Annotated in this window: 18 protein-coding genes, 1 tRNA gene, 2 pseudogenes, 1 riboswitch and 1 other annotated feature; of the genes and pseudogenes, 6 read left to right on the top strand and 15 right to left on the bottom strand. The window is 67.3% G+C overall.

The features are described 5' to 3' along the window. Positions 1-16: 16 nt before the first annotated feature. Positions 17-793: a trans-aconitate 2-methyltransferase gene (gene tam / locus ACU4E7_RS16670; protein WP_447019522.1), complete on the bottom strand. Its 777-nt coding sequence runs from the start codon at positions 791-793 to the stop codon at positions 17-19. A gap of 167 nt (positions 794-960) precedes the next feature. After that, positions 961-1,077: riboswitch (SAM-I-IV-variant riboswitch) on the top strand. Positions 1,078-1,115: 38 nt separating this feature from the next. Between tam and ACU4E7_RS16665 the strand changes: the two genes are divergently transcribed. Next, the gene (locus ACU4E7_RS16665; protein ID WP_447019521.1) at positions 1,116-2,048 is read left to right on the top strand and encodes a homoserine O-succinyltransferase; all 933 of its coding nucleotides are present in this window, start codon (positions 1,116-1,118) and stop codon (positions 2,046-2,048) included. Between the two features lie 91 nt (positions 2,049-2,139). On the opposite strand, the gene ettA is transcribed toward ACU4E7_RS16665, so the two are convergent. Continuing rightward, on the bottom strand, positions 2,140-3,795 hold the full coding sequence (gene ettA, locus ACU4E7_RS16660; RefSeq protein WP_447019520.1) for an energy-dependent translational throttle protein EttA: 1,656 nt from the start codon (positions 3,793-3,795) through the stop codon (positions 2,140-2,142). Between the two features lie 352 nt (positions 3,796-4,147). Here ettA and ACU4E7_RS16655 point away from each other — a divergent pair. Then, positions 4,148-4,222: transfer RNA gene (locus tag ACU4E7_RS16655), tRNA-Gly, on the top strand. A gap of 268 nt (positions 4,223-4,490) precedes the next feature. On the opposite strand, the gene ACU4E7_RS16650 is transcribed toward ACU4E7_RS16655, so the two are convergent. From ACU4E7_RS16650 to ACU4E7_RS16640, 3 genes and pseudogenes are all read right to left on the bottom strand, one after another. Continuing rightward, positions 4,491-4,967, bottom strand: a complete 477-nt coding sequence (locus ACU4E7_RS16650) for a DUF411 domain-containing protein (protein WP_447019519.1) — start codon at positions 4,965-4,967, stop codon at positions 4,491-4,493. A 67-nt stretch (positions 4,968-5,034) separates the two neighbouring features. Then, entirely contained in the window at positions 5,035-5,163 is a 129-nt protein-coding gene (locus ACU4E7_RS16645; RefSeq protein ID WP_447019518.1) for a hypothetical protein, read from the bottom strand. Positions 5,164-5,173: 10 nt separating this feature from the next. Then, positions 5,174-5,392: pseudogene (locus ACU4E7_RS16640) on the bottom strand (efflux RND transporter permease subunit); the annotation flags it as partial. 134 nt (positions 5,393-5,526) lie between these two features. Beyond that, positions 5,527-5,582, top strand: a sequence feature (sul1 is cis-regulatory element that is thought to sense ions involved in sulfur or methionine metabolism; They are found in Alphaproteobacteria). Positions 5,583-5,644: 62 nt separating this feature from the next. Here ACU4E7_RS16640 and ACU4E7_RS16635 point away from each other — a divergent pair. Further along, complete coding sequence (locus ACU4E7_RS16635) at positions 5,645-7,126, top strand: SulP family inorganic anion transporter (RefSeq protein WP_447019517.1); 1,482 nt, start codon at positions 5,645-5,647, stop codon at positions 7,124-7,126. Between the two features lie 104 nt (positions 7,127-7,230). On the opposite strand, the gene ACU4E7_RS16630 is transcribed toward ACU4E7_RS16635, so the two are convergent. Next, the gene (locus ACU4E7_RS16630) at positions 7,231-8,160 is read right to left on the bottom strand and encodes a LysR substrate-binding domain-containing protein (RefSeq protein WP_447019516.1); all 930 of its coding nucleotides are present in this window, start codon (positions 8,158-8,160) and stop codon (positions 7,231-7,233) included. A 168-nt stretch (positions 8,161-8,328) separates the two neighbouring features. Here ACU4E7_RS16630 and ACU4E7_RS16625 point away from each other — a divergent pair, with 168 nt between their 5' ends. The 3 genes and pseudogenes from ACU4E7_RS16625 (at position 8,329) to ACU4E7_RS16615 (ending at position 10,251) form a co-directional block, all read left to right on the top strand. Next, on the top strand, positions 8,329-8,796 hold the full coding sequence (locus ACU4E7_RS16625; protein ID WP_447019515.1) for an ester cyclase: 468 nt from the start codon (positions 8,329-8,331) through the stop codon (positions 8,794-8,796). A 70-nt stretch (positions 8,797-8,866) separates the two neighbouring features. Then, positions 8,867-9,616: a 3-oxoacyl-ACP reductase family protein gene (locus ACU4E7_RS16620; RefSeq protein WP_447019514.1), complete on the top strand. Its 750-nt coding sequence runs from the start codon at positions 8,867-8,869 to the stop codon at positions 9,614-9,616. A gap of 31 nt (positions 9,617-9,647) precedes the next feature. Beyond that, positions 9,648-10,251, top strand: a pseudogene (locus tag ACU4E7_RS16615) (NADPH-dependent F420 reductase). Here the strand turns inward: ACU4E7_RS16615 and ACU4E7_RS16610 are convergent. The 9 genes from ACU4E7_RS16610 to ACU4E7_RS16570 form a co-directional block, all read right to left on the bottom strand. Then, the gene (locus tag ACU4E7_RS16610; RefSeq protein WP_447019513.1) at positions 10,238-11,914 is read right to left on the bottom strand and encodes a Na/Pi cotransporter family protein; all 1,677 of its coding nucleotides are present in this window, start codon (positions 11,912-11,914) and stop codon (positions 10,238-10,240) included. The pseudogene ACU4E7_RS16615 and the gene ACU4E7_RS16610 sit on opposite strands and share 14 nt — an antisense overlap. Positions 11,915-11,988: 74 nt before the next feature. Then, positions 11,989-12,357, bottom strand: coding sequence for a Na+/H+ antiporter subunit G (locus tag ACU4E7_RS16605; RefSeq protein ID WP_447019512.1), 369 nt, complete (start codon positions 12,355-12,357; stop codon positions 11,989-11,991). A gap of 9 nt (positions 12,358-12,366) precedes the next feature. Next, positions 12,367-12,636 carry a K+/H+ antiporter subunit F gene (locus ACU4E7_RS16600; RefSeq protein ID WP_393990304.1) on the bottom strand — a complete coding sequence of 90 codons (270 nt, stop codon included), beginning with the start codon at positions 12,634-12,636 and terminating at the stop codon, positions 12,367-12,369. Continuing rightward, positions 12,633-13,124: a Na+/H+ antiporter subunit E gene (locus ACU4E7_RS16595; RefSeq protein WP_447019511.1), complete on the bottom strand. Its 492-nt coding sequence runs from the start codon at positions 13,122-13,124 to the stop codon at positions 12,633-12,635. The genes ACU4E7_RS16600 and ACU4E7_RS16595 overlap by 4 nt, the downstream gene beginning before the upstream one ends. 1 nt (position 13,125) lies before the next feature. Beyond that, the gene (locus tag ACU4E7_RS16590) at positions 13,126-14,658 is read right to left on the bottom strand and encodes a monovalent cation/H+ antiporter subunit D (protein ID WP_447019510.1); all 1,533 of its coding nucleotides are present in this window, start codon (positions 14,656-14,658) and stop codon (positions 13,126-13,128) included. Continuing rightward, complete coding sequence (locus ACU4E7_RS16585) at positions 14,655-15,008, bottom strand: Na+/H+ antiporter subunit C (RefSeq protein WP_447019509.1); 354 nt, start codon at positions 15,006-15,008, stop codon at positions 14,655-14,657. Before ACU4E7_RS16585 ends, ACU4E7_RS16590 begins: the two co-directional genes overlap by 4 nt. Before the next feature lie 4 nt (positions 15,009-15,012). Next, positions 15,013-17,868 carry a monovalent cation/H+ antiporter subunit A gene (locus ACU4E7_RS16580; protein WP_447019508.1) on the bottom strand — a complete coding sequence of 952 codons (2,856 nt, stop codon included), beginning with the start codon at positions 17,866-17,868 and terminating at the stop codon, positions 15,013-15,015. A gap of 137 nt (positions 17,869-18,005) precedes the next feature. Beyond that, complete coding sequence (locus tag ACU4E7_RS16575; protein ID WP_447019507.1) at positions 18,006-18,839, bottom strand: universal stress protein; 834 nt, start codon at positions 18,837-18,839, stop codon at positions 18,006-18,008. Further along, positions 18,836-21,538 (bottom strand): HAD-IC family P-type ATPase, encoded by a 2,703-nt coding sequence (locus ACU4E7_RS16570; protein ID WP_447019506.1) that lies wholly within the window; start codon positions 21,536-21,538, stop codon positions 18,836-18,838. Before ACU4E7_RS16570 ends, ACU4E7_RS16575 begins: the two co-directional genes overlap by 4 nt. Between the last annotated feature and the right edge of the window lie 560 nt (positions 21,539-22,098).

Here is a 22,098-nt window from a genome sequence, read left to right as displayed (position 1 = left end):
GCCGCGCCCTTTTCGTTCAGCCCGGCCGCTGGGCGACCAGGAACAGCCGCGGGAAGGCCAGCAGCACCTTGCCATCCTGCTGCGGCGGATACGGTTCTTCGAGGCGGGCCTGATAGGCCTCCAGAAACGCCGCCCGCTCGTCGGCCTCCAGCGGGTCGATGAAGGGGCGCAGGCCGGTCGCCTTCACCCATTCCACGATGGCCGCCGCATTCTCCAGCGGGTGGTTGTAGATGGTGTGCCAGATGTCGATGCGCCCGGCGCCCTGAAGCAGCAGGTCATAATAGGCGCGGGGCGTCGGCAGAACGGCGCGGGCGCTCAGCGCCGGCGCCAGCTTCTCCGCCCAGGGGCCACTCATGGCGGTTTCGCGCATGGCGGCGTGGGAGGGCTCTTCCAGATTGTCCGGCATCTGCACCGCCAGCACCCCGCCGGGGGCCAAAAGGGAGAGCAGGCGCGGCAGCACGGTCTCGTGGTCCGGCACCCATTGCAGCACGGCATTGGCGAAGATGAGGTCCGCCGGCCGCTCCAGCGTGAAGGTGGAGGCATCGGCCGGCTCAAACCGCGCTTTGGGCAGCCGCTTGCGGGCTGCCTCCAGCATGGCGGGGGAGGTATCGAGCCCGAGAAGTTCGGCCTTGGGGAAGCGCTCCGCCAAAAGCTCGGTGGAATTGCCGGGACCGCAGCCGAGATCCACCACGAAAGCGGCATCCGCCAGCGGCACCTGGGCCAGGAGATCGCGGGCCGGACGGGTGCGCTGGTCCTCGAACTTCAGATACTGGCGGGCATTCCAATCGGCCATGGGTGTCTCCTGCGGTGGCCGCGCCAGCATATACCAGCCGTAACCCAAGGGGATGGGGGGCGCGCAAGCCCCGCTCCAGGTTCGGTGTACAGGCTCGGGTTCGCCGGCGCGCGGCGTGTCATCCCGGTGGTGCCATTGCCAACCGCCGCGGTCGGAGGTAGAGACGCTTTCGACATCAAGAGTTGGGGCGACGCCCAACACCAACCTGCCGATCCGGGCAAGGTGGTACTCCTTCGGAGCTTCCGGGGGAGGATGTGGCCGAGCCGGCAACCAAGCGGACCCAGCCACCAAGCGTCAGTCCCGATCCATGAGGACCGACGCCATGCCCATCAAGATCCCCGATCGCCTGCCCGCCCGCACCACGCTGGAAGCGGAAGGCGTGATGGTGATGGGCGAAGGCGACGCCATCCGCCAGGACATCCGCCCCCTGCGCATCGGCCTGCTCAACCTGATGCCCAACAAGATCGCCACCGAGGTGCAGATCGCCCGGCTTCTGGGCGCCACGCCCCTGCAGGTGGAGCTGACCCTGGTGCGCATCACCGATCACGTCTCCCGCAACACCTCCGAAGACCACATGGCGGCCTTCTACCGGCCGTGGGAGGAGGTGCGCGCGCAGCGGTTCGACGGCATCGTCATCACCGGCGCGCCGGTGGAGCACCTGCCGTTCTCCGAAGTCACCTATTGGGATGAGCTGAGCCGGGTGTTCGACTGGACCCAGACCCATGTGCACCGCACCTTGAACCTATGCTGGGCGGCGCTGGCGGCAGTTTCTTATTTCCACGCCATGCCCAAGCATGCCCTGGCGCAGAAGGCCTTCGGCCTCTATCGCCACCGGGTGCTCGCCCCCACCTCGCCCTTCCTGCGCGGCTTTCCCGACACCTTCCGGGTGCCGGTCTCCCGCTGGGCGGAGGCCCGCACGGCGGACATTCCGGCCCATAGCGGCCTGACCGTGCTGGCGGAAAGCCCGGAGGTGGGCCTGTGCCTGCTCGATGATCCGCGCCATCGGGCCCTGCACATGTTCAACCACCTGGAATACGACACCCGCACCCTGGCCGACGAATACGCCCGCGATGCCGCCAAGGCCCCGCAGACGCCCCTGCCCGCTTATTATTTCCCCGGCAACGACCCGGCGACCCCGCCGGAAAACCGCTGGCGCGGCCACGCCCACCTCTTGTTCGCCAACTGGATCAACGAGATGTACCAGACGACGCCGTTCGATCTGGAACGGATCGGCAAGGAGACGGCCGCAGCCTGAGGACATAACACAGGCCCGGCGGAAGAACGGCACGCGGGTGCACACGCGCTGAACAAAAGAAAAGAGGGGCTTTCGCCCCTCTCTGCTCTGTCTATCGCGAGAACTTCTTGTACTGGATCCGCTTGGGGATCGTGCTGTCGAGGCCGAGGCGGCGCTTCTTGTCTTCCTCGTAATCGGCGAAGTTGCCCTCGAACCATTCCACGTGGCTGTCGCCCTCGAAGGCCAGCATGTGGGTGGCGATGCGGTCCAGGAAGAAGCGATCATGGGAGATGATCACGGCGCAGCCGGCGTAATCTTCCAGCGCCTCTTCCAGGGCCCGCAGGGTGTCCATGTCGAGGTCGTTGGTGGGCTCGTCGAGCAGCAGCACGTTGCCGCCCCGCTGCAGCACCTTGGCCAGATGCACCCGGTTGCGCTCACCGCCGGAGAGCATGCCCACCTTCTTCTGCTGGTCGCCGCCCTTGAAGTTGAAGGCAGCGCAATAGGCGCGTGAGGGGATCTCCTTCTTGCCGACGTAGATCACCTCGTTGCCGTCGGAAATCTCCTCCCAGACGGTCTTCTTGTCGTCGAGCGCATCGCGGCTCTGGTCCACATAGCCGAGCTTCACCGATTCACCGATCTCGATGGAGCCGCCGTCCGGCTTCTCCTGTCCGGTGATCATGCGAAACAAGGTGGTCTTGCCCGCGCCGTTGGGCCCGATGACGCCGACGATGCCGCCGGGCGGCAGCTTGAACGACAGATCGTCGATCAGCAGCTTGTCGCCGAACGCCTTGTTGAGATGGTCGAAGGCGATGACGTTCTGGCCGAGCCGCTCGGCCACCGGAATGACGATCTGGGTCGCCGACGGCTGCCGCGCGGAGGCCTTCTCCACCAGTTCCTCATAGCGCTGGATACGCGCCTTGTTCTTGGCCTGGCGGGCCTTGGGCGAGGCGCCGATCCATTCCTGCTCGCGGGCGAGGGCCCGCTGGCGGGCCTCGTCCTCGCGGCCCTCCTGCTGCAGGCGCTTCTGCTTCTGACCGAGCCAGGAGGAATAATTGCCCTCGTAGGGAATGCCCCGGCCGCGATCGAGCTCCAGGATCCAGCCCGTCACATTATCGAGGAAGTAGCGATCGTGGGTGACGATGAGGATAGCGCCGGGGTAGGAGCGCAGATGCCCTTCCAGCCAGTTCACCGTCTCGGCGTCCAGATGGTTGGTGGGCTCGTCGAGCAGCAGCACCTCGGGCTGCTCCAGCAGCAGGCGGCACAGGGCGATGCGGCGCCGCTCGCCGCCCGAGAGCTTGGTCACCTCCCAGTCGTCCGGCGGGCAGCCGAGCGCGGTCATGGCCTGCTCCACCTTGGACTCGAGATCCCACAGGCCCTGGGCCTCGATCTCGTCCTGCAGCTGGGTCATCTCATCGGCGGTCTCGTCCGAATAATTCATGGCGAGCTCGTTGTAGCGGTCGAGAATGGCCTTCTGCTTGGCCACGCCGTCCATCACGTTCTCGCGCACGGTCTTGGTCGGATCGAGCTGCGGCTCCTGGGGCAGATAGCCCACGCGCACGCCCTCGGCGGGCTTGGCCTCGCCGGAATAGTCGGTATCGATGCCGGCCATGATGCGCAGCAGCGTCGACTTACCGGCGCCGTTGACGCCGAGCACGCCGATCTTGGCATCGGGGTAGAAGGAGAGGTGCACATTATCCAGGACCTTCTTGCCACCCGGATAGGCCTTGGTGAGACCGTGCATGTGATAGGCATATTGATAGGAGGCCATAAGGCGCCGGCTCCATACGGTGTTCGCGGAAGTTGCCGCCGTTCTAGCGGTGCGCCACCGGCGCGGCAAGCGGCGCGGCAAGCGGCGCGCGGCGGTTCGCGGGACCGCGACATGACATGAGCGCGTCGCCGATGCCACGGTCGCGCCCTCCCACCGCCACCCGCCGGCCCACACGGCCGGACCGGAGCTCGGCGAACGAGCTATTTTTACTATATTTCAAATACTTACATCACCTCCACCGCCACCCATCCACAGCCATGAGCGGTTTGCCGGCCAACACTCTTGCATTCAGCGTCCGCACCTGCCATATGAACGCACCGCCGGCGACGAACCACGACGCTGCGCATTGGATGCGGGTGTAGCTCAGGGGTAGAGCACAACCTTGCCAAGGTTGGGGTCGTGGGTTCGAATCCCATCGCCCGCTCCAAATTTCCCAAAGAAAATCAAGAAGATACAAGATGGCCGCCTTGAGCGGCCCTTTTGTTGTTCTGGTGTGGTGTCCACATGGTGTCCACCGAACGCTACGTGAGCGCCGTGCTCATTCAACGCCATCCTTCGGATCACGAGTGGGGGCCGGCTGGAATCTGAGACTGGAAGCAGTCGAAAGCGTGGGCCATCGGCTGGCATCCGCTCGACATCGGGGTTTGCCTAGCTGACATCGGCGTCATCCTCTCGCGCGCCTCCAACAAGCGAAATCAGAGCGCCTGCGACCCGCGATAGCGTGCGAACACGTGCTGACTACCCGGCCCGAAAAGCACGACCTGATAGACCTCGGGCGGCTTACCCGAAACCTCTATCCCCGGCGAGCCGGCGGCATGCCGGCAGCGGCTAGGCTGGTCAAGGAGAAGCCGCTTGATCTCGCTGGCCGGAACATGCCCCTCGACGACATAGCTACCAACTTCCGCCGTATGGCAGGAGATCAGGGCATCGGGCACGCCGAGCCTGGTCTTGAGGGGCGCGACGTCGGGTGCCTCGATCACCTCAACCGGAAATCCGGCTGCCTTCACATGGGCAACCCAACCGCCATAACAACCACAGTTCGGATCGCGGGGCACGGTCATCTTGGGCAGTATCTCAGCCGGCCATGAGGATCGCGACAGCACGAGCATAGCGGTCGCCTGTGTGGCCCCGATCATCAGCTCCCGCCGTGTTGCGAATAGCTTGGTTGTCATGGCGCTTCTCCTTTCGTTGGCTGTTTCCTCGCCTCCGACTTCCAATCGAAGTTGCGCATGACCCACCTCATCGGAAGAAGACGTCTTTCACGATTACGGCGATCACCAGCACCAGGACGACCAGACCGGCCTGGCCGGTGAGGCCCATGCCCCACCCCATGCCCCACCCCATGGCTCCCATCATTCCGAGCATCATCTGAACCTCCTCATTCGGCAGCGCCCTTGAGGTCTGCCGGCTCGGGCTCGGGCTCAGTCTCGGCGCCCGCCGCACTCCGCGGCAATCGCCAACCCTTGATCAGGCCGTAGACTGCCGGGATCACGGCCAGCGTCAGTATGGTCGAGGACACCATGCTGCCGATCATCGGCACCGCGATGCGCTGCATCACCTCCGAGCCGGTGCCGGCGCTCCACAGGATCGCCGCGATGTTCCGTCAACGCGATGGTGGTAGGAGCCGCGTCGCCACGACCTCGTTCGCTTGAATGATCCGGCGCACGGGGCCAGCGGTGCCCGCGCTCATGTTGCGCTGCAACGTGATTTGATCTAATTCAACTTCATTCATCAGGACCCGGTGCAAGCCCGGGTGGCTCTTCCGGCCGCCGATCCGCCGGACCACGCATAGTCAGCGCATCCTCGCCGCCGTTTCGGCGGACGCTCACTTATTGCGAAGCCTCATCCCATGACCCGTTCTTCCCGCTATCTCCGCGACTGGACCTCCCATATCCGCGCCGACGTGCTCGCCGGCATCGTCGTCGCCCTCGCCCTCATCCCGGAGGCCATCGGCTTCTCGGTGATTGCCGGCGTCGATCCCAAGGTGGGGCTGTTCGCCTCCTTCGCCATCGCCTGCGTCTCCGCCGTGGTGGGCGGGCGGCCCGGCATGATCTCCGCGGCCACCGCCGCCACCGCGGTGGTGATGGTGAGCCTCGTGCGCGACCACGGCCTGCAATATCTGTTCGCCGCCACCATCCTCATGGGGATGATCCAGATCGTCGCCGGTCTGCTGAAGCTCGGGCGGGTGATGCGCTTCGTCTCGCGTTCGGTCATCACCGGTTTCGTCAATGCACTGGCCATCCTCATCTTCATGGCGCAGGTGCCGGAGCTGATCGGCGTGCCGCTCCAGACCTATCCGATGATCGCGGTGGGGCTCGCCATCATCTACCTGTTCCCGCGCCTGACCAAAGCCGTGCCGTCGCCGCTGATGGCCATCGCCGCACTCACCCTCTTCGCCTGGTGGAGCGGGATGGATCTGCGCACGGTCGGCGACCTCGGCGAGCTGCCCTCCAGCCTGCCGGTCTTCGCCCTGCCGCACGTGCCGCTGACGCTGGAGACGCTGCAGATCATCCTGCCCTACTCGCTGACGCTCGCCGCCGTAGGCCTGCTGGAATCCCTGCTCACCGCCCAGATCGTCGACGACATGACCGACACCCTGAGCAACAAGAGCCAGGAGTGCATCGGGCAGGGCACGGGCAACATCGCCTCGGCGCTCATCGGCGGCATGGGCGGATGCGCCATGATCGGCCAGTCGGTCATCAACGTGACCTCCGGCGGGCGCGGGCGGCTCTCCACCTTCGTGGCCGGGTCGTTCCTTTTGTTCCTCATCCTGGTGCTGGACGACCTCGTGCGCATCATCCCCATGGCGGCGCTGGTGGCGGTGATGATCATGGTGTCCATCGGCACCTTCTCCTGGCGCTCGATCCTGGACCTGCGCGGCAACCCGCGCTCCTCCTCGGCGGTAATGCTGGCCACCGTCGTCACAGTGGTGGCGACGCACAACCTCGCCATCGGCGTCTTGGTCGGCGTGCTGTTGTCCGGCGTCTTCTTTGCCGGCAAGGTGGCGCGCCTGGTCCATGTGACAATGCGGGAAGACGAGGTGTCAGGGAGCGTGACCTACACCGTGACGGGCCAGATCTTCTTCGCCTCGGCGGAGGTGTTCCTGCGCGGTTTCGACTTCGATGCCCCCGCCCGCGCGGTGGTGATCGATGTCAGCCACGCCCATTTCTGGGACATCACCGCCGTCGACGCCCTCGACAAGGCGGTGCTGAAGCTGCGCAAGTCCGGCGCCGAGGTCACCGTCCACGGCCTCAATGAGGCCAGCGCCACCATGGTCGACCGCTTCGCCCGCCACGACAAGGACGAGCCCGTGACGGCGCGCCTTCATTAGAGGGGCCTGGAGCACAGCAGGACACCCCCCTCCGTGACCGGAGGAGGCGCCACCTGCGGACAGGCGCGCAGCCCGGCAGCCGGTAGCGCCGGAGGCCCGCTCATCTATCCGAGACTGCCTGCGAACCGCTGCGCCAGCTTCTGCTTGCGGGAGGCCTCGGTGACATGGTCGACGAAGGCCCGGGTCTTCGCAGCAAGCAGGGTGCGCGAGGCGAAATAGAGCGAGATCGCGCCCACGTCGGCATACCAGCGCGGCAGCAGGCGGACGAGCCCGCCGCCTTCGAGCTCCGGCAGCACGTCCGGAACGGCGAGCAGCGCCACGCCGAGCCCGAGACGCGCCGCCTCGCGCATGGCGGCCGGATCGTTCACGACGATGCGTTCGGACAGCATCGCCGCCATCTCGGTGCCGGCGACATCGCGCAGGGTCCAGTGCCGGATGCGGCCGGTGCGCAATGAGCGCATGACGATGCCGTCGAGGGTGGCAAGGCCCGCCGGATCGACCGGTGGCACATGCCCGGCCATGTAGGCCGGCGACGCCACCGCAATGATGTGGGCGGGGGCAAGGCTGCGCCCGACGACGCCCGGAGACAGATCGAAGCCACCGCCGATCGCCACGTCGTAGCCCTCGGCGACGAGGTCCACCTGCCGGTTCTCGAAATGCCATTCCGGCCGGATGCGCGGGTAGCGGGCCAGGAATTCGGGCAGAAGCGGCAGGATGTGGGTGGCACCGAAGGTGGGGCTCAGGCTCACCTTCAGCACGCCGGCCGGCTCCGATGCGCCGGACGAGGCGTCGGCGATCGCCGCCTGGAGCGTGCCGAGCGTGTCGCCGATGGACAGGAGGAAGCGCTCGCCCGCCTCGGTCAGCGCCAGCTTGCGCGTCGAGCGCTGGAACAGCCGGACACCCAGATTGCGCTCCAGCATGGCGACGTTGCGGCTGACGGCGGCGGGCGTGAGGGCGAGGCGCCGCGCTGCCTCGGAGAAGCTGCCGTGCTCGGCGCTCCTCACGAAGCTCTCCAGATTGGCCAGCGTCTCCATGCCATTTTCAATGATTCATTGAAGATAGCTCAAATGGATACCCGCTAATCGCGAGGGAATAAATCCCCCATCTTCGCTCCATCGAAACCCGAGCCGGAGTGAAGACCATGCCGCTCTCCATGCGCAATCCCACCGTTGGCTCCGCCCGGCTCGGCCGCCGCGCCTTCGTTGCGGGGTTCGCCGGCACGCCTTTTTCCGATCCCGGCGGCGGCAGAGGCGAACGACAACCGCGCCGCCAATAAGGCCGTCATCCGCCACCTGCTGGACGGCGTGCAGCGCGACGGCGACTTTGATCTGTTCGACGCCCTGTTCGCCCCAAACTATGTGGACCACACGCCGTTCGGCGGCTTTCCGCCGGATCGCGACGGCACGCGGCAGATTTACCGGACCTTCCGCGCCGCCTTTCCGGATTGGCACGCCGAGGTCCATCTCCAGGTCGCTGAGGGCGATCTCGTCTCCACCTACAAGACCTATCACGGCACCCATCTCGGCCCGTTCCTGGGGCTGGCGCCCACCGGCCGCGCCACCCGCTTCTCCGTCATGGACATCATGCGGGTCCGAAACGGGCGGATCACCGATCACTGGACCGTCGCCGACAGCGCCGGGCTGCTGGCGCAGATCCGTGGCGACCACTGACCCCTTTCACGCTCCCGACGCGGCCCATCCGCAGCCGGCCTCTCTTCACCCTCCTGAAAGGACTGGAACCATGTCGAACCCCCTCCCCCTCGCCGGCAAGGTGGCCCTCGTCACCGGCGGCTCGCGTTCCATCGGCGCGGCCATCGCCCGGCGCCTCGCCGCCGATGGCGCCGCCGTCGCCATTACCTACGCCACCTCGCCCGACAAGGCGGCCGAAGTCGTCGCCGGGATCGAGGCGGCCGGCGGCCGGGCCATGGCCATCGCAGCCGATGCCGGCAAGCCCGAGGCCGTGCGGGCCGCAGTGGCCAGGACCATCGAGGCGTTCGGCGCCATCGACATCCTCGTGAACAATGCCGGCCTCGGCCTCGGCGGGCCCATCGAGGACATCCCGTTCGAGACCTATGAGCGGATGATCGCCGTCAACGTCACCGGCGGGTTCGTCGCCACCCAGGAGGCGGTGCGCCACATGACGGCGGGCGGGCGCATCATCCATATCGGCTCGTCCATGACGCGCTATGCGGCCTTCCCCACCGCCTCGCTCTACACGCTGACCAAGGGCGCGATCACCGGCTTCAACCGCAGCCTGGTGCGCGACCTCGGGCCGAAGGGCATCACCGTCAACACGGTCCATCCCGGCCCCACCGACACCGACATGAACCCGGCCGACGGCCCCGTCGCCGCCATCGTCGGCCCGAACATGGCCATCGGCCGCTACGGCCAGCCCCATGAGATCGCAAGCGTGGTCGCCTTCCTCGCCAGCCCCGAAGCCGCCTTCGTCACCGGCGCCGACATCGTCGCCGACGGCGGCCTCACCGCCTGAACATCGCTCCTACAGGATAAGGATCAAAGTCATGCCCAGCATCGGCATCATCGGCGCCGGCAACATCGGCCAGGCCTTCGCCACCGCGCTGGCCCGGAACGGCATCCGCGCCACCCTCGCCAACAGCCGCGGCCCGGAGAGCCTGAGGGAGATCGTCGCCGCCCTCGGGCCGATGATCGCGGCCGGCACCCGCGAGGAGGCAGCCGCCAGGGACATGGTCCTGGTCGCGGTCAACGGGTCGAAGCTGCCGGCGGCGCTGGCCGGCCTGCCCGATTTCGGCGGACGGATCGTCATCGACGCCAACAATCCCATAGAAGGCCCCCTGTTCAAGCCGGCCGACCTCAACGGGCGAGCGTCCTCGGAGGTGTTCGCCGGCCTGGTGCCGGGTGCGCGGGTGGTGAAGGCGTTCAACCACCTCCCGCCGCACCTGATTGCCGGCGATCCGCGCGCGGAGGGCGGCCGGCGGGTGCTATTCCATTCGGGCGACGACGCGGCCGCCAAGGCGGAGGTGGGCGCCTTGATCGACCGGCTGGGCTTCTTCGGCATCGACCTCGGACCGCTCGCCATCGGCGCCCCGCCTCGTCCAGTTCCCCGGCGGACAACTGCCGGCGCTCAACCTCGTCAGGTTCCATTGACGCGTCCACAGCTGGCCTGCTGCGGACCTGGGAGGCCCTGTTCGTCGTCACCATCGACTTTCTCCTCGCTCCAAGGGCGAAGACGACGCTGGATCTTGAATGCAATGTCGGCACATCGCCGCAGGGCCTGGGCATTTGTGAGCGCGTCTTCCATTGCCTCGACCGGCATCTCGCCCACGGCTGCAGCATGCAGGAGCTCCGCTTTCACGTTCTGATAAGCCGCCTCCGCGCGGCGGGCCTGCTCGCCGAGCCTTCCTGTCGCGGCCTCGTCCGCTATGCTGCGGTTATACAAGGTGAGGCTGTGCCGGGTCGCCTGTAGCAAGCTGTGCCATGCATCGCCTGTGGCGATGGCTTCGGGCAACAAGACCTTGTGGACGCCCCGGCCGGCGGCAATGAGATCTTCCACGTGCTGAACGGCCCGAATGAGATCGGGCAAGGCCGAGACCACCGTGTCGGGCAGTGGGCTGGCCCCGAGCCTGCCGATGAAGGTGCGGATCTGCCGGGCGAGATGCCCGATGACCACTTCCTCGTTCAGCGGGAGGGCGGGATCTGATGGAGGTGTTGCCACGCGCTGGCGGGCAGAGCGGAATGCCATGTCCGTCGTTCGCTGCAACTCCAGAACCAGCCCGCTGAGTGCAAGGGCGGGGACGGAGGTGAGCGTCGGGTCGAGATAGGCGGGCCTTGCGGCCTGCTCTGCCGGCGAAACGTAAAGGGAAGCCAGGAGCCGCACGAACGGTCCCCTGACCAGCCAGATCAACACCGAGCCAAGCAGGTTGAAGGTGGTGTGGAAGACCGCGAGCACCGTCGGAAGGCTGCCTTCCGCGTCCAGGAGGCCCGCGATGCTCCGGCTCACCACGAGCAAAGGGGAGAGCAGGATGAGCGCCACGGTGCCGGTGATCACGTTGAAGAGGATATGGGCCGTGGCCACCCGCCGTGCCGCGGGTGTAGCGGCGACCGCGGCAAGGACGGCGGTGGAGGTGGTACCGATGTTCGTCCCCACAACCGCCGCGCCCGCGAGGACCAGCGGTACGCTGCCCGTTGTGCTGGCGGTCAGGATGATCGCAATTGCGGCACTGGAGGACTGAGTGAGCACCGTCAGAAGCATGCCGAGTCCGACGAAGCCCAGAGCCGTCAGCCATGTCGTGGGCCCAAAGTCGAGTTCCAAAAGGCCCGGTGCCAGGCCAGAGAAGCCGTCCTGGAAGATGCCGATGCCGAGGAAGAAGGCGCCGAATCCGGCAACCGCCTGCCCGAGGCTTGCCGGCCGGACCCGCCCGCCCGCGAGGAGCCGCACCAGCATGCCGATGCCGATCAGGGGCAGCGCGAGGGTGCCCACATCCACCTTGATGCCGACAAGGGCCACGAGCCAGCCGGTCATCGTGGTGCCGACATTGGTGCCGATTACCACCCAGATCGCCTGTGCAAGGGAGAGAAGGCCGGCATTCACAAAGCCGATGGTGGCGACAACCACTGCGCTCGACGATTGGACGACGGCGGTGATGAGGAAGCCCGCGAGAAAGCCGCGGATCGCGTTCTGTGCCCAGGTGTCCAGAATAGATTTGAGCGTCCCGCCGGCCGCGATCCTCAGCCCGTCGGTCATCAGACCCATGCCGAGTAGGAACAGCCCCAGACCACCGAGCAGGGAAGCAAGGACCGTCGCGTTCACCGGACCCTCGAGCCATTCTTTCGGGTGACCACGTCAAGCGGCTCGGAGCCGCGGCTCGTCAAGCCCGCGAAGCATCATGTCCGATCCGGCTTGCCGTCGTCCAGTGTTGCCCATCCCGCGTCCCGGCCTGTCGGCGGCAGGTCGCGCCCCGCGCCCGACCGCAGGATGTGGGCCTTCGCCAGCATGTGGGCGCTTACCGGCGCGGTGAGGAACAGGAACAGCGTGATGAGGAGCTCGTGAATGGAGAAGCTCCCCCGCTGGGACGCAAAATAGACCATGGAGGCGATCAGCAGCGCGCCGATGCCAAGCGTTGTCGCCTTGGTGGGACCGTGCAGGCGGCGCATCATATCCGGCAGCCGGGCGAGCCCCAGGGCACCTACAAGCAGGAAGAACGCGCCGACGAGAATGAGCGCGGCGACGAGCGCCTCGACGATCCAGTGCATCCACTCCTCCTATTCGATCACGTTGCCGCGCAGCAGGAACTTGCAGAAGGCCACCGTGGTCACGAATCCCACCATGGCGAACAGCAGCGCCGCCTCGAAATACATGGCCGTGCCGAAGGCGATGCCGCCGAGCACGATGAGGGCGATGGTCTCGATCACCAGCGTGTCGAGGGCCAGCACGCGGTCGGTGGCGTCGGGACCGACCGCGAGGCGATAGAGCGTGAGCGCGATGGCGAGGCAGATGGCGCCCCCCGCGATGGCGATGGCGGCGGCGATCATTCGAAGATCCTCTTCAGCCGGCGCTCGTAGCGCGACTTGATGGCGGCGACCGTCGCCTCCGGGTCGCCGGTGTCGAGGCAATGCACCAGGAGGGCCTTGCCATCGGCGGACAAATCGGCGCTCACGGTCCCGGGCGTCATGGTGATGGTCCCGGCGAGCATGGCGATGGCCTCGGGCGTCTTAAGGTCGAGGGGCACGCTCAGGTACCGGGTGCGCAGGCTCTCGCCTCGCCGGAACAGGATGAGTTTCGCCACCTCGATGTTCGAGACCACGATGTCCCACAGCACCACGAGCATGAATCCCGCCACCGTGACGGGCGCCTTCAGCCGCGGCCGGCCGGGCCAGAAGGGCGCGGTGAGCAGCGGAATGGCGAGGCCGAGGATCGCCCCCAGCACCACCACGCCGGGCGTCACCTCGTTCATGAGGAAGACGAAGACGAGCGTGAGGAACACCGTGAGCAGGGGATGGGGCACGAAGCGCGCGTGCATGTCAGTCTCCCCCCGCCAGGCGTGGCTTCGGCCCGAGCACCGCACCGGTATAAGCGGAGCGGTCGAGGGCCTGTTGCGCGGTGATCTGGAGTGCGTCGGTCGCCGGTCCGGCCGCCAGCGTCCAGCAAAGCGTCAGGGCCAGCAGCGCCACCACCGCGCACAGCGGCACGACCGGCAGCGGCGTCCGCTCGCCCGAGACCGGCCCGCTTCCCCAGAACAGCACCGATCCCGCCCGGGCGAAGCCGAAGGTCATGACGAGGCTCGCGGCCAGGATGAGCCCCCAGATCCAGGGCCAGATGACTGACGCCTGCACCGCTTTCAGGATCATGATCTTGCCGAGGAAACCGGAGAGCGGCGGCAGCCCCACCAAAGCGATCGCGGCGAGGAAGAACAGGCCGCCCAGCAGCGTCTCGCCAGCCATGGCGGGCGCCAGGACCAGCCGGTCGCCCGCCGACCTGCGCTGCTCCTGCACCAGCCCGGCGATGAGGAAAAGCGCCGCGCCGGCGAGGGTCGAATGGACGAGATAATAAAGCCCCGCGGCGAGCCCTGCGGCGTCGAACAGGCCGATCGCGACCAGCAGCGTGCCCATGGAGGCGATGACCGCGAAGGCGGCGAGATCCCGCAGGGTGCGGCTTCCCACCAGGCCGGCCGCGCCGACCACCAGCGTCACGAGGGCCGCCGGAAGGACGAAGGGCGCCGCCACCAGCGCCAGCGGTCCCGCATCGGCGCCGAAGACGAGGCCGTAGACGCGGATGATGGCGTAGGCGCCCACCTTGGTCATGATCATGAACAAGGCGGCGGCGGGCGCGGAGGTGCCGGCATAAGTGGCCGGAAGCCACCAGTGCAGGGGCACCAGCGCCGCCTTGGTGGCGAAGACGAGGAACAGCAGCAGCGCCCCCGCCTTCAGCAGCGCGGCGTCGGCCTCGGCCACCTGGGGTATCTTCACGGCGAGGTCGGCCATGTTGAGGGTGCCGGTGGCGGCGTAGATCAGGCCCACGCCCACCAGGAAGACGACCGAGGCCAGAAGGTTGATGGCCACGTACTGGAAGCCCGCCTTCAGCCGGCCCGGCCCGCCGCCGTGCAGCATCAGCCCGTAGGAGGCGATCAGCATCACCTCGAAGAAGACGAACAGGTTGAACACGTCGCCGGTGAGGAAGGCGCCGTTGATGCCCATGAGCTGGAACTGGAACAAGGGATGGAAATGACGCCCCCGCCCGTCCACGCCGCCCGCCGCATAGAGCACCACCCCCAGGGCGAGCACGGCGGTGAGCAGCAGGAGGGCGGCTGAGAGCCGGTCCAGCACCAGGGTGATGCCGTACGGCGCCGGCCAGTCGCCGAGCCGGTAGGCGCGGACCGTGCCGTCCGACGCCTGGGCGAGGAGGAACGCCGCGATCCCCACCAGGAGAAGCGTGACGCCGATGGAGGCGATGCGCTGGCCGGCGAGGTGATGGCGCAAGGCGAGGACCAGGAAGGCGGCCGCCATGGCCGGCAGGATCACCGGCAGGATCGTCATCTGGTCGAGCGGCGCGCTCATGCCCCGTCTCCCACGTCGGTCCGGCGCGGGGCGTCGAGCGTGCTGCGGTCGGAGCCGGTCTCCAGATAGCCGCGCAGCGCCAGCACCACGATGAGCGCGGTCATGCCGAAGGAAATGACGATGGCGGTGAGCACCAGCGCCTGGGGCAGGGGATCGGTGTAGCCCGAAGCATCGGGCGAGATCACCGGCGGGCGGTCGATGGTGAGCCGGCCCATGGCGAACAGGAACACGTTGACCGCATAGGACAGGAAGGTCAGGCCCAGGATCACCGGGAAGGTGTGGGCGCGCAGCAGCAGGTAGATGCCGACCATGGTGAGGACGCCGATGGCGGCGGCGACGAGAAGCTCCATTGGCTCAGCCCTCCCTGCCGGCGGCGCCGGACGCGGCGCCTTCGAGCTTGACGTCCATCGGCTCCGCGCTTTCCGGCGCCGGATCGATGCGCCGCGCCACGCGGGAGAGCTGCGCCAGCGACAGCACCATCACGCCCACCACGGTAAGGAACACGCCGAGGTCGAAGGCGATGGCGGAGGCCACTTCGAACGTGCCCACCACGGGCCAGTGCAGATAGCCGAATGTCGAGGTCAGGAATGGCCGGCCGAAGGCAAAGGCGGCGATGCCGGTGAGCCCGGCGATGGCGACGCCGGCGCCGATCATGGACTGGGCGTCGACCTTCATGCGCTCCGCCGCCCAGGCGTAGCCTGAGGCGATGTATTGCATGATCAGCGCGATGGCCACGACGAGCCCGGCGACGAAGCCGCCGCCGGGCTGGTTGTGCCCGCGCAGGAAGATGTAGGCCCCCACCACCAGCGACAGGGGCAGGAGGACGCGCGTCGCCACCACGAGGAGAAGCGGGTGGGCGTCCCGCGATTCCTCCCGCGGCAGCATCGCCTTGATGCGCCGCACCGCCGCGCCCTTCAGCGCTGGATCGAGCAGGGCGTAGATGGCGAGCGCGGCGATGCCGAGCACGATGATCTCGGCAAATGTGTCATAGCCGCGGAAGTCCACCAGGATCACGTTCACCACATTGGTGCCGCCCCCGCCGGGCTTGGATTGGGCGAGATAATAATCGGCGATGGAGGTGCCGTTGCGCGTCATCACAGCATAGGCGAGGCCCGCGACGCCCAGCCCGGCGAGGCTGGCGACGGCGCCGTCGCGCCAGCGTACGGCTCGCCGTTCCTCCGGCGGCGTCGCCTTGGGCAGCAGGTTGAGGGCGAGCAGCATGAGGATCGTGGTCACCACGTCCACCGAGATCTGCGTCAGCGCAAGATCGGGGGCGGAGAATTGCAGGAAGGCCAGCGCCACCACCACCCCCACCACGCCGGTGAGGATCAGCGCCGTCAGCCGCTCGCCATGGAACACCAGCACCGCGCCGCTCGCCAGGAGGAGGGCGAGAAAGGCGGTCGCGGCGGGCGCGCTCACCGGCAGCAGCGGCCGGGTGCCGGCGCCGTGCGTCGCGCTGAAGAAGCCGTAGCCGCCGACGACAACCAGCGTCGCCACCGTCACGCCCATGTAGCGCGGCAGCGCGCCGTTGTGGAGGGCGGTGAGGCTGCGCCGGCAGGCCACCACGAGGGCGCCGGCGGCGACCTCGAACATGGCCTTGGCATCGAGGCGCGGCAGGCGGGCGCGCACGCCGTCCGCCCCGCGGAAGGCGAGGATGAGCGCCGCGCCGCCGGCAAAGGCGATGATGCTCATGACGAGGGCCGGGGTGATGCCGTGCCACAAGGCGAGGTGATAGTCCGGCACGGGCCCGCCGATCACCGCACCCGCGGTCAGTGCCACCAGCGGCCCGGCCACGGGATCGGGAAACAGGCCGATGGCGATCACCGGCACCACCAGCACCGCCACGGGCAGCCACATGCCCAGCGGCGGGTCGTGGGGGTGGTGGGGATAATCGTGCCGCGCCGGCCCGAGGAAGGTGCCGATGGCGAAGCGGGCCGAATAGGCCACCGAGAAGACGGCCGCCAGCGTTGCCAGCGCGGGAAAGAGGAAGTCGAGGCCCAGATAGGAGGTGTGCGCCGCCTCCTCCAGCATCATCTCCTTGGAGAGGAAGCCGTTGAACAAAGGCACGCCGGCCATGGAGGCGGCGGCGAGGAGCGCCAGCGTCCCGGTGATGGGCATCAGCGTCATGAGGCCGCCGAGGCGGCGGATGTCGCGGGTGCCGGCCTCGTGGTCGACGATGCCGGCGCTCATGAACAAGGCGGCCTTGAAGGTGGCGTGGTTGATGATGTGGAACACCGCCGCCACTGCCGCCATGGGCGTGCCGAGGCCGAGCAGCATGGTCATGAGGCCGAGGTGGCTCACCGTCGAATAGGCGAGCAACCCCTTCAGGTCGCTCCGGAACAAGGCGATGGCGGCGCCCATGAACATGGTGACGAGCCCCACCGGCGCGACGATGAGGAACCAGGCCTCGGTGCCCGCCAGCACCGGCCACAGCCGCGCCAGCAGGAACACCCCCGCCTTCACCATGGTGGCGGAGTGGAGATAGGCCGACACCGGGGTCGGCGCCGCCATGGCGTGGGGCAGCCAGAAATGGAACGGGAACTGGGCGGACTTGGTGAAGGCGCCGACCAGGACCAGAAGCAGCGCCGGCAGATAGAGCGGCGAGGCGCGCACCATCTCACCGCGGGCGAGAATTTCCGTGAGCTGGTAGGAGTCCGCCGCCTGCGCCACCAGCAGCAGGCCGGCGATGAGCGCCAGCCCGCCCCCGCCGGTGATCACCAGCGCCATGCGCGCCCCCTGCCGGGCGTCCGCGCGCTTGGTCCAGAAGCCGATGAGCAGGAACGAGGTGAGGCTCGTCAGCTCCCAGAATACCAGCAGGGCGATGACATTGTCCGACAGGACCACGCCCACCATCGCCCCCTGGAACAGCAGCAGGTAGGCGAAGAAGCGGCCCATGGGATCCTCGCGCGACAGATAGAAGCGCGCATAGACGATCACCAGCAGGCCGATGACGAGGATCATGGCCGCGAAGAAGAAGCCGAGCCCGTCCGCGAATACCGACAGGGAGAGGCCCAAAGCGGGAACCCAGTCCACGCCCGCCTTGGGGACGCCGCCGGAGAACACGTCCGGCGCGTAGGACAGGAGCAGGGCGAGGGCGAGCAACGTGACGCCGCCCGTCGCCGCCGCGCAGGTGTTGCGCCCGGAGCGGATCACCAGCGGGGGAATCAGGGCGCCGACGAAGGGAATGAGGATTACGAGAAGCAGGGTCACAGTCGGGGGCCTCGTCGCGTCTGGCATTGGTCAGGTGGATGAGGCCCGTCGAGCCCCGATGGAATGTGGCGACCCTATGTGGTCGGAGCGCTCCCGATGATTGCCCCAGTGCATGCGCCGAAGGTGAGGCTGCTTCGCTAGTGATAGATGAAGATGCAGGACTTGGGCTCTCCGATGATGCTCTGGGTGGTGGAGCCGAAGAAGAACTCCTTCAGTCCGCGATGGCCATAGGCCCCCATCACCAGCACTTCGATGTCGCTGCGTGCCGCATAGGCCTGGATCACCTCGGATGGCGCCTCGAACGAACCGATAGGATAAAGGGTTACGTCATAGCCGTGGAGCCGCAGATAGGCGGCCGCATCGCGGGCGAGCCGATCGGCCGTCTCCATCTGCGTGTCCACGCTCAAGACATGGACATGCCGGTTCGCCCACCCGCCGCAGAGGGCGAAAAGCTGCAGCGCCCGCATGGCCGGCAGGCTCCCGTCATAGGCGATCATCACGTCGCCTTCGGATCGGAAGGTATCCGGGCAGACGAGGACAGGCCGCGGCGTTGCGGACAGGAGCTGTGCCAGCGTCTGCGAGTTGCTCTCCGACTTCACGCCTCGAAAAGTGACGTCGTGGCCGGCAATCACGAGGTCGCAGGTGGCGCTGGCGGCAGTGATCTGCTCAAAGGGGTCGCCCGCAAAACTGAGGCTTGCGAGTGCGAGCCCATCGGCAACGCAGTCTCGACGGAAGGTTTCCTCGAGCCGCTGGCGCGTTTTCTCCGCTTCGGCCTTGAGACCGGTTTCCATCTGCGCGTGATAAGCCGCCCCGCCGATGGTCCCGGGCATGGGCGCTTCGATGAAGGTGAGGTCGATACCCGCAAGACCGGTCAGGTGCGCCGTCTTGCTCTTGGCGAGCCGTCGGGCGTAAGCACTGGCGGCGACGCTGGACGGGCCCTCGCCGAGCAGGAGCAATGCGCTCTTCATCATTCTGATTTCCTCCGTGGACCGCTTTTGTGGACTGAGGGGCGACGGACATGGCTGCGAAGTCTGAACAGGCGCTTTTCCATCTCTACCACAAGCAGCAGCACCACTCCGGCGCCGACAGTGACACCCAGGTCGGAAATGCCGAGCGGCCGCGTCGCGAAGATGACCTGCATTGGCGCCAGGAAGGTGAAGGCGATTTGGGCGGCGATCACGCCGACCAATCCGAGCAGCACGGCCGGCGTCCCCAGCAGTCCCTGAAAGGTCAAGGATGTGCCGTGGATGAAGCGGACGGAGAAAAGATAGAACACCTCCATGGCGACGAGCGTGTTCACTGCCATGGTGCGGGCCGTCTCGGCATCCCGTCCCCAGGCTTCGGCGATCGCATGAACGCCGAGGGCGCCCGCCGCCATCAGCACCGAAACGAATGCGATCTGCCATACGAGCCTGCCGGACAGGAGCGGGGCTCGCGCCGGACGTGGCGAGCGCCGCATAGTACCGGGCTCCGTGGGCTCGAATGCCAGGGTGAGGCCCAGGGCCACGGCGGTGACCATGTTGACCCACAAGATCTGAATCGGCGTCACCGGCAGCGCCAGGCCGAACAGCACCGCGAAGACGATGGTGAGGGCTTCGCCCCCATTGGTGGGCAAGGTCCAGGCGAGCACCTTGGTGAGATTGTCATAGACCGTCCGGCCTTCACGCACGGCGGCGACGATGGTTGCGAAATTGTCGTCCGCCAGAACCATTTCGCTGGCTTCCTTGGCCGCCTCCGTGCCCTTGCCGCCCATGGCGACGCCGATATCGGCCCGCTTGAGGGCCGGCGCGTCGTTGACACCGTCGCCGGTCATGGCGACGACCGACCCATCCGCCTGAAGGGCGCTGACGAGGCGCAGCTTGTGCTCGGGCGACGTACGGGCGAACACCGTCGTCACGGCGGCAGTGGCCCGCAGCGTGTCGTCGTCCATCTGGTCGAGCTCGGCGCCGGTGATCACCTTGGGATCATCCGCCAGCGCGAGCTGGGCAGCGATAGCGCGGGCAGTCTCCGCATGGTCGCCAGTGATCATCTTGAGGGCGATGCCAGCCGCCCGGCATTCCCGCACCGCCGCCTCCGCCTCCGGCCGGGCCGGATCGATGAGGCCGACGAGCCCGAGGAGGGTCAGTCCCTCCTCCACACGTTCCGGCGACAGGTGATCCTCGGCTTCCGCCGCATGTCGGCAGGCGAGTACGATGACACGCTGCCCCTCGGCGGCAGCACGCCGCGTAGCCGCGTCCCAGGTCGCCCGGTCCAGCGGCCGGGGCCCCGCCGCGGCGGCCACGTCGGTGCACATGTCGAGAATGCGCTCCGGCGCGCCCTTGATGTAGACGATCGGCCCGCCGTCCGTCTCGTTGAGGCTCGCCATGTAGCGATGGCGGGCGTCGAAGGGAATCTCGTCACGTCTCGGATGGTCGGCATACGCACGGGCAGGATCGAGCCCGCCCTTCACCGCAAGAACCAGAAGAGCGCCTTCCATCGGGTCCCCATCGACGGTTGATGCGTCGTCGCGAATGGTGAGTTGCGCGTCGTTGCACAGCACGGCGGCCCGCAGCATCTCGGCGAGGACCGGATCGGCGGCGGGATCGAAGCACACCCCATCGCGTTTGAAATCGCCTTGCGCGAAATAGCCGACGCCCGCCACCGCCACCGCGCCATCCGCGGTGTAGAGGCTGCGCACCGTCATCTCGTTGCGGGTCAGCGTGCCGGTCTTGTCCGAGCAGATCACCGAGACGGCCCCGAGCGTCTCCACCGCTGGGAGCCGGCGTATGATGGCGTTACGCCGCGCCATGCGGCGCACGCCCACCGCGAGCGTGATGGTCATGACCGCCGGAAGGCCCTCGGGAATGGCGGCCACGGCGAGCCCGACCACCACCATCAGCGCACTGTCCGGGGTGTAGTCCCGCCACAGGACGGCGATGGCGAACACCAGGGCGGATATGCCGAGAATGGCCGCGGAGACCTGCCGGGCGAACCGGTCCATGGCCCGCATGAGCGGCGTGGAAAGGCCTTCCACGCCGCCTATCATCGTGCTGATGCGGCCGATCTGGGTGTCGCGGCCGGTCGCGACGACGACACCGAGGCCATGGCCCGCGGCGACGAGCGATCCCGAATGGGCCATGGACGTGCGATCGCCGAGGGCGACATCGGCGGGAACCGGCTCGATCTGCTTGCTTGCTGCCACCGATTCGCCCGTCAGCACGGCCTCGTCGATGGTGAGATTGCGCGCCCGCAGTAGCCGCAGGTCGGCGGGCACCCTCTCCCCCGCCTCAAGTAGCACGATGTCACCGGGAACGACGTCTTCCGCAGCGACGCTCACCCGGTGGCCAGCCCGCATGATGCTGGCACGTGGGTCCATCATGGCCCGGATGGCATCGATGGACCGCTCGGCCCGTCCTTCCTGAATGAAGCCTACGACCGCGTTCACCAGCACGACGCCGGCGATCACCAGGCTGTCAGAGAGATGGCCGAGCAGAAGCGTCGCCGCCGCAGCGGCGAGCAGGACGTAGATGAGGACGTTGTGAAACTGCCGGAGAAAGCGCGCGAAGGCGCTCTGCCGACGCGCTGTGGGAAGCCGGTTGGGGCCGTGGGTCGAGAGCCTGAGCGCTGCCTCCTCAGTCGGAAGCCCATGCTGGCTGGACGAGAGGCGCTGCAGGGCAATCTCCGCATCCATGGCGTGCCATGCTGTCGGCTCCGCTGCCTCCCCACCCCCAAGGACGCCCGTTGTTCCTTGCTCGGCGACGAGACCTTGTCCATGAGAATCGGCTGCTACAGCGCCCTTCGTTTCCAAGCGAGCTATTCCTTGCCAGAACCACCGCACATACCGTTACGGCAACTTAGCGTCTGATCACAACAGGACACAGCGGCGCAGAAAGGTGGGATCAGTTGCGCATCGCGGCTCAGCGCAGTCGCGCGAGCGACTTCAAATTGAAGGTATCGAAATCGGCGGGAAAATACCGCGATTTTCAATCTTCCCGATGGGCAGCCGCCTACTAGAAGGTGCGGTCCACGGCACCGGAACGGCTCGGCAACCAGGAAAGATGCCCAAATCGGAAAGAGAGCTGCAGGTCAGCCTTATTGGCCGACTTGCCGTTGACGGTGAGTTCATAGAGCGCCGCGGCCAGACCCTATCGATCCGCCCCCGCTCTCGCCGTGGATCAACGGGGGACGCTCCGCGCACCAAGCGTCTTCACCAGTTTGGCCAGCGGTGCTTCCGAGGGTTCGCGGATTGCG

This window comes from Xanthobacter sp. ZOL 2024 (assembly GCF_052932325.1).
Note: the sequence above shows the minus strand (reverse complement) of the source record. Positions and strands in the feature narration are given on the sequence as shown.

Excerpts from the sequence above, each read along its gene's own strand:
- tam (WP_447019522.1), bottom strand. The coding sequence starts at position 793 with ATGGCCGATTGGAATGCCCGCCAGTATCTGAAGTTCGAGGACCAGCGC.
- ACU4E7_RS16665 (WP_447019521.1), top strand. The coding sequence starts at position 1,116 with ATGCCCATCAAGATCCCCGATCGCCTGCCCGCCCGCACCACGCTGGAA.
- ettA (WP_447019520.1), bottom strand. The coding sequence starts at position 3,795 with ATGGCCTCCTATCAATATGCCTATCACATGCACGGTCTCACCAAGGCC.
- ACU4E7_RS16650 (WP_447019519.1), bottom strand. The coding sequence starts at position 4,967 with ATGACAACCAAGCTATTCGCAACACGGCGGGAGCTGATGATCGGGGCC.
- ACU4E7_RS16645 (WP_447019518.1), bottom strand. The coding sequence starts at position 5,163 with ATGATGCTCGGAATGATGGGAGCCATGGGGTGGGGCATGGGGTGGGGC.
- ACU4E7_RS16635 (WP_447019517.1), top strand. The coding sequence starts at position 5,645 with ATGACCCGTTCTTCCCGCTATCTCCGCGACTGGACCTCCCATATCCGC.
- ACU4E7_RS16630 (WP_447019516.1), bottom strand. The coding sequence starts at position 8,160 with ATGGAGACGCTGGCCAATCTGGAGAGCTTCGTGAGGAGCGCCGAGCAC.
- ACU4E7_RS16620 (WP_447019514.1), top strand. The coding sequence starts at position 8,867 with ATGTCGAACCCCCTCCCCCTCGCCGGCAAGGTGGCCCTCGTCACCGGC.
- ACU4E7_RS16605 (WP_447019512.1), bottom strand. The coding sequence starts at position 12,357 with ATGCACTGGATCGTCGAGGCGCTCGTCGCCGCGCTCATTCTCGTCGGC.
- ACU4E7_RS16600 (WP_393990304.1), bottom strand. The coding sequence starts at position 12,636 with ATGATCGCCGCCGCCATCGCCATCGCGGGGGGCGCCATCTGCCTCGCC.
- ACU4E7_RS16595 (WP_447019511.1), bottom strand. The coding sequence starts at position 13,124 with ATGCACGCGCGCTTCGTGCCCCATCCCCTGCTCACGGTGTTCCTCACG.
- ACU4E7_RS16590 (WP_447019510.1), bottom strand. The coding sequence starts at position 14,658 with ATGAGCGCGCCGCTCGACCAGATGACGATCCTGCCGGTGATCCTGCCG.
- ACU4E7_RS16585 (WP_447019509.1), bottom strand. The coding sequence starts at position 15,008 with ATGGAGCTTCTCGTCGCCGCCGCCATCGGCGTCCTCACCATGGTCGGC.
- ACU4E7_RS16575 (WP_447019507.1), bottom strand. The coding sequence starts at position 18,839 with ATGATGAAGAGCGCATTGCTCCTGCTCGGCGAGGGCCCGTCCAGCGTC.
- ACU4E7_RS16570 (WP_447019506.1), bottom strand. The coding sequence starts at position 21,538 with ATGGATGCGGAGATTGCCCTGCAGCGCCTCTCGTCCAGCCAGCATGGG.